The sequence below is a fragment of the Streptococcus sp. Marseille-Q8145 genome (assembly GCF_965112035.1).
Window position 1 is genome coordinate 491,049 of the sequence record NZ_CBCOPQ010000002.1, and the last position, 11,452, is coordinate 502,500.

Below are 11,452 nucleotides of genomic sequence, written 5' to 3' on the forward strand. Positions count from 1 at the left end.
CTTACAAATTTCTTTGTGTAGGGCCTACTCCCTTATTTTACCTAATGAAAGGAGAAGAAGATGGGCTGGTGGAAAGAAGCCATTGAGATTGTAAAAGAAAATGATCCAGCTGCTCGTACTTCGCTGGAGGTCATTCTGACTTATCCAGGTGTCAAGGCCTTGGCAGCCCACCGTCTTTCTCATTTCCTCTGGAAGAGAGGTTTTAAGCTACTGGCACGCATGCACAGCCAATTTTGGCGCTTTTGGACTCAGATTGAGATTCATCCAGGTGCTCAGATTGAGTCAGGTGTTTTCATTGACCATGGTGGTGGATTGGTTATCGGTGAAACGGCCATCGTGGAAAAGGGTGCGCTTCTGTATCATGGCGTGACCTTAGGCGGAACTGGTAAGGATACAGGAAAACGGCATCCGACTGTGCGTCGGGGCGCCTTGGTCTCTGCTCATGCTCAAGTCATTGGCCCAGTTGAAATTGGTGAAAATGCCAAAGTTGGAGCTGGAGCAGTTGTTGTGGCCGATGTACCTAGTGATGTAACCGTAGTTGGTATCCCGGCTAAGATCGTGCGTGTTCATGGTCAGAAAGATGAGCCAACCATCCACGAGGTGGAAGAACAGCGAGAATATTATTTGGACAAGCTGGAGCATGCCCGTGAAGCCAGCCACCATTCGTCGGAGCTCTAAGAAAGACTTGTTTTGAACAGTAACAAGACATCTTACGGAGGTCTTGTCAAGGAATAATTTGGCAAACTGTAGCTCAATGGGCTCACTATAAGTGAAGCCGAAAAGATGAGACCAAACTTTGCTGTCAAAGAAAAAGACGAGGATGGCTTTGCTAAAGTCTTAAAGAAAGTGAAGTTATGTTATTAGAGGAATTTGAAGATGTAGCAGCAGTCATTGAGCCAACTGAAAAGCCAGTCCATGACAAGGGTGAGGTATGCGAAACGATCATCCTGTCCTTTAACGGAGAAATTCTGAAACGTTTGATTGAGTCAGAAGATGTCTATCCAGGAGGCTATTTGAAAAGCATAAACGGACAGCATCCATGGTATATTTATGGGCAAGAACCTAGCAAGCTTGCAGTTATGTTGGCTCCGATTGGGGCACCCATGATAGTTGGTCAACTGGAGGAGTTGGCAGCCAGAGGCTTCAAGAATTTCATCATTCTGGGTTCCTGTGGCGTTTTGGATCGCTCAATTGAGGCGGACAAGATTATCCTGCCGGCTGCTGCTTTGCGAGATGAAGGCACTAGCTACCACTATGCCCCACCGGGTGATGAAGTCGCTTATGACGAGTCTCTGTTAGTTAAGCTAGAAGCCATCTTTGACAAGCACGATATTGAGCATATCCGCACCAAGTCCTGGACGACTGATGCCTTTTATCGGGAAACGCCTGATAAGGTCAAGCGTCGCTTAGCTGCTGGGGCTCAAGTGGTGGACATGGAAGCATCGGCGATCATGGCTTGGAGTCAATTTCGCAAGACCAAGGTCTATCAGTTCTTCTACACAGCTGACTATGTGGATCACCATAACAGAATCTGGGATGCCCGCCATGAAGAGCGGACAGCTGATGCCATGACTTTTTTCATTATCGCTTTGACAATAGCAAAGGAACTAGAAAGGTAACTACAAGAATGGCAGTATATTTTTACGGCTGTATCACCATGGATGGCTACTTGGCAGACAGCCAGCACAGGATAGACTGGCTGCATCAACTTGGTTCTGTAGAGGATACAGGCTATGATGACTTCTACAGGCAAATGGATATCACCATCATGGGCAAGCGGACCTTTGAGGAAATCCAAGATTTGCAAGACGTAGAAAGTTTTTATCAAGCTACGGAAAACTATGTCTTTACGCATGATAGGCACCTGCCTGTCAGCAATTACCAGCCAGTAGCTGGGGATGTGGTGGACTTTGTTCACCAGATTGACAAAGGCAAAAATGTCTTTGTAATTGGTGGTAATTCCTTGGTAGGACCGCTCTTGGATGCGGATCTTTTCGACCACCTCATTATTCAGATAGCACCCCTTATCCTAGGAAAGGGGGTTCCCCTCTTTACCCAAGAGGAAGGGCAGCGCTTTTACCAACTGGATAGCCTCAGACAATTTGGCCCTTTTGCAGAGCTGGTTTTCAGCCGAAAAAGTCAGAAATAGAGAAGGGAGTGGACCGCATGATTAAAATTTACGACACCATGTCTCGTGATTTGCGAGAATTTGTCCCAATCGAGGACGGTAAGGTTAAGATGTATGTTTGTGGGCCAACCGTCTACAACTATATTCACGTTGGGAATGCCCGCTCAACAGTAGCTTTTGACACGGTTCGTCGCTATTTTGAGTATCGGGGATTTGAGGTCAACTATATTTCCAATTTTACAGATGTAGATGATAAGATTATCAATCGGGCCAAGGAAGAAGGCATCACACCAAAAGAAGTGGCTGACAAGTATATCGCAGCTTTTCGTGAGGATGTCTCAGCTCTGGGTGTAAAACCTGCGACTCGTCATCCGCGGGTGGTGGAGTTTATGGCTGACATCATCCGTTTTGTTGAGGACTTGGTTGACAAAGGCTACGCCTATGAGTCAGAGGGCGATGTCTACTTCCGCGTCGAAAAGTCTCGTGATTATGCCAAATTAGCCAACAAAACCTTGGCAGACTTGGAGTTGGGTGCTTCTGGTCGGACAGATGATGAGACTGCTCGTAAGGAAAATCCGGTAGATTTTGCTCTCTGGAAGGCGGCTAAGCCGGGCGAGATTTCTTGGGACAGTCCTTGGGGACCTGGTCGTCCGGGTTGGCATATCGAGTGTTCGGTCATGTCGACAGAGATTTTGGGCGATACCATTGATATCCACGGTGGTGGTGCCGACCTTGAGTTTCCTCACCATACTAATGAAATCGCCCAGTCAGAGGCCAAGACTGGTCAGACTTTTTCCAACTACTGGATGCACAATGGCTTTGTCAACATCGACGACGTCAAGATGTCCAAATCTCTAGGCAATTTTATCACTGTCCACGATGCCCTCAAGACCATTGATGGTCAGGTGTTGCGTTTCTTCTTTGCTACCCAGCATTACCGCAAGCCGATTAATTTCACAGAAAAAGCTGTTCATGATGCAGCAACCAATCTCAAGTATTTGAAAAATACCTATGGGCAGTCTTTCACTGGTCAGGCAGACTCTGCTCAGCTTCAGAGTTTTCTGGACAAGTTCACCGCTGCTATGGACGAAGATTTCAATGCTGCTAACGGTATCACGGTTGTCTTCGAGTTAGCCAAGTGGATCAACTCTGGCAATTACACCGCTGAAGTTAAGGCAGCCTTTGCCAAGCTCTTAGAAGTTTTTGGTATCGTCTTTGTAGAAGAAGTCCTGGATGCGGACATTGAGCGCTTGATTGAGGAACGCCAGGCAGCGCGGGCTAATCGGGACTTTGCGACTGCAGACCGTATTCGGGATGAATTGGCCGCTCAGGGCATCAAGCTTTTGGATACTAAGGACGGAGTGAGGTGGACCCGTGACTGATGTCAACCTGATTAACGGTATCGCTCTCGCCTTTGAGGGAGATGCTGTCTACTCCATGTATATCCGGAGGCACCTGATTTTTCAAGGGCTGACCAAGCCAAATCAGCTGCACAGGGAAGCGACCAAGTACGTTTCTGCCAAGGCTCAGGCTAATCTCATCTCTCTCATGCTGGAAGAAGGAATCCTGACGGAGAAGGAAGAGGATATCTACAAGCGCGGTCGCAATGCCAACAGCCACACCAAAGCTAAGAATACGGACATCGTCACCTACCGTATGTCTACTGGCTTTGAGGCAGTCATGGGTTACCTGCATATGACCGAAGCTATTGAGCGACTGGAAGAGCTGATTGACTGGTGTATTCGGAAAATAGAGGCTTCGTCCTGATTTTGAAAGGAAGTAATTTATGAGTGATTTCTTACAATTTGATAATTTTAATTTTAAGTTGGCTATTATTCAGGAGTTGATGTATGAACAAAATGTACTTGAGCCACGATTTGACGTTTATAGTTTTTGTGAATCTGAGAACTTATCAGTAGATCCAGAAGACTTCTATGAGACACCGATTCCTGAAGTAGAGGCTTATTTCGAACAGTTGGAAATACCTAAAGAGTATGCGCAGAATGTGGAAAGCCTCTTCTTTGATGGAGGAAATGAGATCTATGCACAATTGATTCCTTTGTGGGATGGGGAAGATGATCAATTTGATTTGGAATATGTGACTGAAAAAGAACTATCGCAGTTTTCGAATTTGAAAACTATTGACGGAACAATTTTCCCATTTTCTAAAGAAGTACGTGATTTATTCGAATCCAAAGGAATTGAGATTGAAGAGTGACATAAACTAGTAATGCTTTGAAGGTTTCTATTGATTGTCATCTTGTTTATTCTGAGATTAAACTCTTTTATTAACAACCACGAAGGTTTGAGAAACTTATATATCAAAGACGAGTTTTACATAAAGCTCGTTTTTTTGATACTCCTATATAAACAAGCATGCTGTCTCCAGAAAAAAATGGAAGATTTTGTAGGAGAGTGTGTTTGAAACTTTAAATAGATTGTTTGACTACTTTCTAGCTCCCGATCTTGAGATTCCTACCTTCTTCAGCTTCATTTTTGCTAGTAAGATTGGAGAATGGTGTTGATATTTACTGAGATGGTTTTCATCAAGCATTTGGATAAAAAGCAGAAAGTTTAAATTTACGAAAATTTATTTTCAGAAAAGTATTGACATGTTTTCTGAAAAAGAGTAGAATGGCTCATGTTTTAAAGGAGGAACTTATGTTTGCCAAGTTAAAAGGCTTTTTTATTGGACGCCCATTAAAATCTGGAAAAGAGGGAGAAGATGGCCATTTATTGACTAAGATGCAAGCTTTAGCCATGCTCTCCAGTGACGCTTTATCTTCGATTGCTTATGGACCAGAGCAGGTTGTTTTAGTCTTGACTTCTGTTTCTGTTGGTGCCATTTGGTGGTCGCTTCCCATAGGAATTGTCGTATTGATTTTGTTAGCGAGTTTAACGATTTCCTATCGTCAGGTCATTCATGCTTATCCTCAAGGAGGAGGAGCTTATATGGTGACGACAGAAAATCTATCTCCAACGGCAGGTTTGATTGCTGGCGGAAGCTTGCTGGTAGATTACATGTTGACAGTAGCCGTTTCGGTCGCTTCTGGAGCGGACGCAATTACCTCTGCAATTCCCGTCTTACATCCTTACAATCTACATATTTCCATTTTCTTAGTTCTTTTGTTGATGCTAATGAATCTCCGAGGATTAAAAGAATCGGCCACTTCCTTGATGATTCCTGTCTATCTTTTTATTGTCAGCACCTTATTGTTGATTGGTTTTGGTTTTGTGCAAATCCTGACAGGAAATTTAGACTATCACGCAACTGCGCGGATTGGTAGTCCGATTACTGGAGTCAGTTTAATCTTGCTGCTTCGTGCCTTCACCAGCGGCTCTGCTTCCTTGACAGGAGTGGAAGCTATTTCCAATTCGGTCCCTTTTTTCAAGAAACCCAAAGCCCATAATGCCGCAGCTACCCTATCGATTATGGCCTTAATCCTAGGAATCATGTTTGCGGGCATTACCTTCTTGAATTATTGGATTGGCATCGTGCCTGTCAAAGGTGTAACGACCTTGGCTCAGATGGCGCAAGCGATTTTGGGGGCTTCTCCCCTTGGTCGTATCTTGTTCTATGTTTTCCAATTGTCGACTGCTTTGATCTTAGCAGTGGCAGCCAATACAGGCTTCTCAGCCTTTCCTATGCTCTCCTACAATATGGCTAAGAACAAATACATGCCTCATATGTACATGGAAAAAGGAGATCGGCTCAGCTATTCTAATGGTATTTTCACTTTGGCTTTTGGTGCCATTGCTCTTTTGTTCATCTTTAAGGGAAATACAGAACGTTTGATTCCCCTGTACACGATTGGTGTATTCGTACCCTTTGCTCTCTCTCAGACCGGTATGGTTGTCCATTGGAAGAAAAAATATGGAAATAATTTCTTGAAGCATTCGATTGCGAATATCCTTGGTGCGATCATTTGTTACGGGATTGTCCTTATCTTGCTCTTGTTCCGTCTTCAAGATATCTGGCCTTTCTTTCCTATTATCATCGTCTTGACTTGGCTGTTTTTGTCTATCAAGCAGCACTATAATAGAGTCGCTAAACAGTTGAGATTGCATGACCACATTGAGCGTCAGAATTACACTGGTAATACAGTAATTGTTTTGGTCGGGAATGTTACCAGAGTCAGTGTAGGAGCGATGAGCTATGCTCGCAGCATCGGAGATGAAGTTGTGGCAATGCACGTTTCTACAGCAGAAACTGCTGAAAAAGATGCTGAAGTCGCCGAGGAATTTGCTGACTACTTCCCAGATATTCGCTTTGAGACAGTCACGACTAGCTACCGCAATATCATTAGTCCGACAGTTCAGTATGTGATTAAAGTGGCCAAGCGAGCCAAAAAAGAAGGACGAACAGTGACAGTCCTAGTACCTCAGTTTATACCTAAAAAGAGGTGGCAGAATATTCTGCATAACCAGATGAGTTTAAAATTAAAATACTATTTGAAATGGTATGAGGATGTCGTGGTTGCAAGCTATTCTTATCACTTAAAAGAATAAGCGATCGCCTTTACTGAATGAGAAAAAGGAGTTGAAGATTTTTCAACTCCTTTTATTATTTATTGGGAATAGCACAGAGCTAACTTGCTTGTACCTTTTGGTAATTTTGATAAAATTCTACTTTAATCTTAATAAAAGTTTCCAAGTCTCGTAAAAGTTGCAGAAGTGTGGCACGAGTTTCAAATTCTTGCCGAGTCTTAGGAAGTGGGCGCTCGCGAAAAACATCCAAACAGGCTTTGATTTCTTCAACTAGTTCGTGAGCGGGATTTTCTTGACTAAGTTGCTGGGCTGTCTTGGAAAACAAACGGGCTAAAATCAAGCTCTCACTGGCTGCTAATTGGCAATTATTGATATTTCCTGCCATGTCTTCTAAAATGCGATTCTGCGCCTGGCGCATTTCAAAATAATGAATATGGTAGTTGGTCTGATGAAAGAGGTGGTTGGAGTGGTCCAGATAGACCAGTTGTAAGGCTTCTTGAAGGATAGTATCTAGTTCCTTGATTAGAGTTGCATCGTTTCGACCGTCTCCAGCTTTTAAGAAATATTCAAAACGCAGTAGAATTTTCTTCAGTTGCTCTTCAACTTGAATATGATAGTTATCAATATCTCGCTGGTTTGAGACCATATATAAATTAGCTAGGAGAGCGAATCCCGTTCCGATAAAGAAAACAGCCATTTCGTTAGCCAAAAGAGACCAAGAAACAGAATGGGCCAGCAGTAGATGAGTGACCAAAACTGTGCTGGGGGTGATGCCTATTTCCCAGCCAAAGAGATAAGCTAAGGGAACGTAGAGCAGGATATAAATCCCTAAGCTCCAAAGGTTAAATCCTAGAAGGATGAAAGATAAGCTCCCGATGGCTAGTGCTAAAATAGTAGACAAAAGGCGGTTGCGGGCTAGTTTGATCGTGCTTCTGCGGGTGTCAGAAACACTGAGGATAGCAATAATACCGGCTGATATAGCATTGCTTAAACCTAAAAAAGCAGCTAGAGCCGCAGCAAGACATGTTGCAAGAGCTAGTTTGATGGTACGTTGGAGGAGAGGCATAAGCTTCTTTCTATTTCATAAAGTTTTTTCTATTATATCATGATTAGTCGAAGACTTGTGAGGACAAATATGCCAATGTTTAAAAATTGCAGGAAGGTATTGCTCCGTAGATGCTACGATTATGGTAGAATGGCTGGAGTTGAAAAGTCGGATACTCTAGGTGAAATTTTTTTGACTAGACGGCAAATTTATCGTACAATAGAAAGTAGCGAAAAAACGCCTGGCTAAATGCCTGTGTAATCTTAAGGAGAATAACTTTGGAATTAGAAGTATTTGCAGGACAAGAAAAAAGTGAGCTTTCGATGATTGAGGTAGCACGTGCCATCTTAGAATTGCGCGGGCGTGACCATGAAATGTATTTCGATGAGCTTGTCAATGAAATTCAAAATTATCTGGAAAAATCAAATAGCGAAATCCGAGAAGCGCTGCCTCTATTTTATACAGAACTGAATGTAGATGGCAGTTTCATTCCACTTGGTGACAATAAATGGGGTCTTCGTTCTTGGTATGCCATTGACGAAGTCGATGAAGAAATCATCGCTTTGGAAGAAACGGACGAGGAAGATGAGCCTAAGAAACGCAAGAAAAAACGCGTTAATGCCTTTATGGACGGCGACGAAGATGCAATTGATTACAGCGATGATGATCCTGAAGATGAGGACTCATATGAAGAGGATCCAGCTCTTTCATATGACGAAGACAATCCAGATGATGAAAAGAGTGAGGTTGAAGCCTACGATGCTGAAATCAATGAAATAGCTCCAGATGATCTCGGCGAAGAAGTTGAGTTAAATGAAGAAGACGATGAATATTCTGACGATGATCAGGATGTTGAAGACGAAGAATAATATCCAGAAAACAACTGCTTTTTGAAGCAGTTGTTTTTGCGTTCTAACATGTCATAAAAAGTCCCTGAGATGTCATAAATATTTTCGTTGATTACCAGTTAGGGTATAAAATAGACAGGATAGGGACAGGAGGCCTGAGAGAAGAGTTTTTCTTGTAGAATCATATTATCAAAGAAAAAGGAGATAACATGAACTTCAAGGAACGCTATGAGAAAGTGCAGTGGATCGTCCGGCGCTGTGCACGGGATTATTATGTACATTTATGGGAAAACAGTGACTGGGAACAAGAGGGTATGCTGGTTTATCACCAGCTGGAAGAAAGTCATCCAGATATCAGTCAAGATGAAAGCCGCCTCTATCGCTACTTCAAGACAAAATTTCGGAATCATATTCATGACATTCTTCGAAAGCAAGAGAGCCAAAAACGCCGCTTCGATCGTCAATGCTATGAGGAAGTCAGTACCATTAGTCATAGACTGAGCAAGCGCGAACTAGCCTTAGATGATTTAGTCGCTCTTCGAAGTTCGTTAGCAGCCTACACTTCCAAGTTAGACAAAGAACAACTAGAGTTATACCACCGCTTACTAGGCGGCGAACGTTTTAAGGGGCGTAAAAGACTGTTGCGAGAGTTAGAGGAATATTTAATAGACTTTAGCAGCACGGTGATATAGAGAATAAGGGAGAGGGAAGAAGAGGTTACCTTTCCCTTTTAGTTATTGATTTATCAGTGATATTGATTGTGTTAGGAAATAAAATTGAAAAAAAGATAAAAAAATTTCAAAAAAGTGTTGACAAGGTAATGGATAGGTGATATACTGATATAGTTGTCGCTTGAGAGAGCGATAAAGACCTTTGAAAACTGAACAAGACGAACCAATGTGCAGGGCGCTACAACAAATGTTGTAGTACTGAACAAAGAAAAAACAATAAATCTGTCAGTGACAGAAATGAGTGAGAACTCAAACTTTTAATGAGAGTTTGATCCTGGCTCAGGACGAACGCTGGCGGCGTGCCTAATACATGCAAGTAGAACGCTGAAGGAGGAGCTTGCTCTTCTGGATGAGTTGCGAACGGGTGAGTAACGCGTAGGTAACCTGCCTGGTAGCGGGGGATAACTATTGGAAACGATAGCTAATACCGCATAACATTGACTATTGCATGATAGTCAATTGAAAGGTGCAAATGCACCACTACCAGATGGACCTGCGTTGTATTAGCTAGTTGGTGGGGTAACGGCTCACCAAGGCGACGATACATAGCCGACCTGAGAGGGTGATCGGCCACACTGGGACTGAGACACGGCCCAGACTCCTACGGGAGGCAGCAGTAGGGAATCTTCGGCAATGGACGGAAGTCTGACCGAGCAACGCCGCGTGAGTGAAGAAGGTTTTCGGATCGTAAAGCTCTGTTGTAAGAGAAGAACGAGTGTGAGAGTGGAAAGTTCACACTGTGACGGTATCTTACCAGAAAGGGACGGCTAACTACGTGCCAGCAGCCGCGGTAATACGTAGGTCCCGAGCGTTGTCCGGATTTATTGGGCGTAAAGCGAGCGCAGGCGGTTAGATAAGTCTGAAGTTAAAGGCTGTGGCTTAACCATAGTACGCTTTGGAAACTGTTTAACTTGAGTGCAGAAGGGGAGAGTGGAATTCCATGTGTAGCGGTGAAATGCGTAGATATATGGAGGAACACCGGTGGCGAAAGCGGCTCTCTGGTCTGTAACTGACGCTGAGGCTCGAAAGCGTGGGGAGCAAACAGGATTAGATACCCTGGTAGTCCACGCCGTAAACGATGAGTGCTAGGTGTTGGGTCCTTTCCGGGACTCAGTGCCGCAGCTAACGCATTAAGCACTCCGCCTGGGGAGTACGACCGCAAGGTTGAAACTCAAAGGAATTGACGGGGGCCCGCACAAGCGGTGGAGCATGTGGTTTAATTCGAAGCAACGCGAAGAACCTTACCAGGTCTTGACATCCCGGTGCCCGTCCTAGAGATAGGATTTTGCTTCGGCACACCGGTGACAGGTGGTGCATGGTTGTCGTCAGCTCGTGTCGTGAGATGTTGGGTTAAGTCCCGCAACGAGCGCAACCCTTATTGTTAGTTGCCATCATTTAGTTGGGCACTCTAGCGAGACTGCCGGTAATAAACCGGAGGAAGGTGGGGATGACGTCAAATCATCATGCCCCTTATGACCTGGGCTACACACGTGCTACAATGGCTGGTACAACGAGTTGCAAGTCGGTGACGGCAAGCTAATCTCTTAAAGCCAGTCTCAGTTCGGATTGTAGGCTGCAACTCGCCTACATGAAGTCGGAATCGCTAGTAATCGCGGATCAGCACGCCGCGGTGAATACGTTCCCGGGCCTTGTACACACCGCCCGTCACACCACGAGAGTTTGTAACACCCGAAGTCGGTGAGGTAACCTTTTAGGAGCCAGCCGCCTAAGGTGGGATAGATGATTGGGGTGAAGTCGTAACAAGGTAGCCGTATCGGAAGGTGCGGCTGGATCACCTCCTTTCTAAGGAAAAACGGAAGCCATTGGTCGTCATGTTTAGTTTTGAGAGGTCTTGTGGGGCCTTAGCTCAGCTGGGAGAGCGCCTGCTTTGCACGCAGGAGGTCAGCGGTTCGATCCCGCTAGGCTCCATTAGGATAGTGATAACTATTCTAAACTTGTCCATTGAAAATTGAATAACTATATCAAATAGTAACAAGAAAATAAACCGAAACGCTGTGAATATTAATGAGTTTAAGACTGAAAGGTCAAAAATAAGGTTAAGTTAGTAAGGGCGCACGGTGGATGCCTTGGCACTAGGAGCCGATGAAGGACGTGACAAACGACGAAATGCCTCGGGGAGCTGTAAGTAAGCGCAGATCCGGGGATGTCCGAATGGGGGAACCCAACAGGTACTACCTGTTACCCATCTCTG

Annotated in this window: 10 protein-coding genes, 1 tRNA gene and 2 rRNA genes (1 of these 13 running past the window's edge); 12 read left to right on the forward strand and 1 reads right to left on the reverse strand. The window is 44.3% G+C overall.

Annotation, left to right across the window (positions count from 1 at the left end):
* The first annotated feature begins 60 nt into the window (after positions 1–60).
* The 7 genes from cysE to ACWPVL_RS05890 all read left to right on the forward strand — a co-directional run bounded on the left by cysE (position 61) and on the right by ACWPVL_RS05890 (position 6,637).
* Complete coding sequence (gene cysE / locus ACWPVL_RS05860; protein ID WP_005591130.1) at positions 61–678, forward strand: serine O-acetyltransferase; 618 nt, start codon at positions 61–63, stop codon at positions 676–678.
* A 176-nt stretch (positions 679–854) separates the two neighbouring features.
* On the forward strand, positions 855–1,619 hold the full coding sequence (locus ACWPVL_RS05865) for a nucleoside phosphorylase (protein ID WP_454387543.1): 765 nt from the start codon (positions 855–857) through the stop codon (positions 1,617–1,619).
* Between the two features lie 8 nt (positions 1,620–1,627).
* Positions 1,628–2,149, forward strand: a complete 522-nt coding sequence (locus ACWPVL_RS05870) for a dihydrofolate reductase family protein (protein WP_000301974.1) — start codon at positions 1,628–1,630, stop codon at positions 2,147–2,149.
* Between the two features lie 17 nt (positions 2,150–2,166).
* Positions 2,167–3,510 carry a cysteine--tRNA ligase gene (gene cysS / locus ACWPVL_RS05875; RefSeq protein WP_454387545.1) on the forward strand — a complete coding sequence of 448 codons (1,344 nt, stop codon included), beginning with the start codon at positions 2,167–2,169 and terminating at the stop codon, positions 3,508–3,510.
* On the forward strand, positions 3,503–3,895 hold the full coding sequence (locus ACWPVL_RS05880) for a Mini-ribonuclease 3 (RefSeq protein WP_045497774.1): 393 nt from the start codon (positions 3,503–3,505) through the stop codon (positions 3,893–3,895). Before cysS ends, ACWPVL_RS05880 begins: the two co-directional genes overlap by 8 nt.
* Positions 3,896–3,914: 19 nt before the next feature.
* Positions 3,915–4,346, forward strand: a complete 432-nt coding sequence (locus tag ACWPVL_RS05885) for a DUF6892 domain-containing protein (RefSeq protein ID WP_454387547.1) — start codon at positions 3,915–3,917, stop codon at positions 4,344–4,346.
* Positions 4,347–4,789: 443 nt separating this feature from the next.
* Positions 4,790–6,637, forward strand: coding sequence for an APC family permease (locus ACWPVL_RS05890; protein ID WP_454387549.1), 1,848 nt, complete (start codon positions 4,790–4,792; stop codon positions 6,635–6,637).
* A 79-nt stretch (positions 6,638–6,716) separates the two neighbouring features.
* Here ACWPVL_RS05890 and ACWPVL_RS05895 read toward each other — a convergent pair whose 3' ends face one another.
* On the reverse strand, positions 6,717–7,682 hold the full coding sequence (locus ACWPVL_RS05895; protein WP_454387551.1) for an aromatic acid exporter family protein: 966 nt from the start codon (positions 7,680–7,682) through the stop codon (positions 6,717–6,719).
* Positions 7,683–7,939: 257 nt separating this feature from the next.
* On the opposite strand from ACWPVL_RS05895, the gene rpoE reads away from it, so the two are divergent.
* The 5 genes from rpoE to ACWPVL_RS05920 form a co-directional block, all read left to right on the forward strand.
* Entirely contained in the window at positions 7,940–8,530 is a 591-nt protein-coding gene (rpoE, locus tag ACWPVL_RS05900; protein ID WP_015604416.1) for a DNA-directed RNA polymerase subunit delta, read from the forward strand.
* A 188-nt stretch (positions 8,531–8,718) separates the two neighbouring features.
* Positions 8,719–9,201: a sigma-70 family RNA polymerase sigma factor gene (locus ACWPVL_RS05905; protein WP_454387149.1), complete on the forward strand. Its 483-nt coding sequence runs from the start codon at positions 8,719–8,721 to the stop codon at positions 9,199–9,201.
* A gap of 295 nt (positions 9,202–9,496) precedes the next feature.
* Positions 9,497–11,043 (forward strand): 16S ribosomal RNA (locus ACWPVL_RS05910).
* Between the two features lie 53 nt (positions 11,044–11,096).
* A tRNA-Ala gene (locus tag ACWPVL_RS05915) sits at positions 11,097–11,169 on the forward strand.
* Between the two features lie 126 nt (positions 11,170–11,295).
* Positions 11,296–11,452, forward strand: a 23S ribosomal RNA gene (locus ACWPVL_RS05920); it runs 2,741 nt beyond the window's last position.
* The 16S and 23S rRNA genes sit together here with 1 tRNA gene alongside, the layout of an rRNA operon.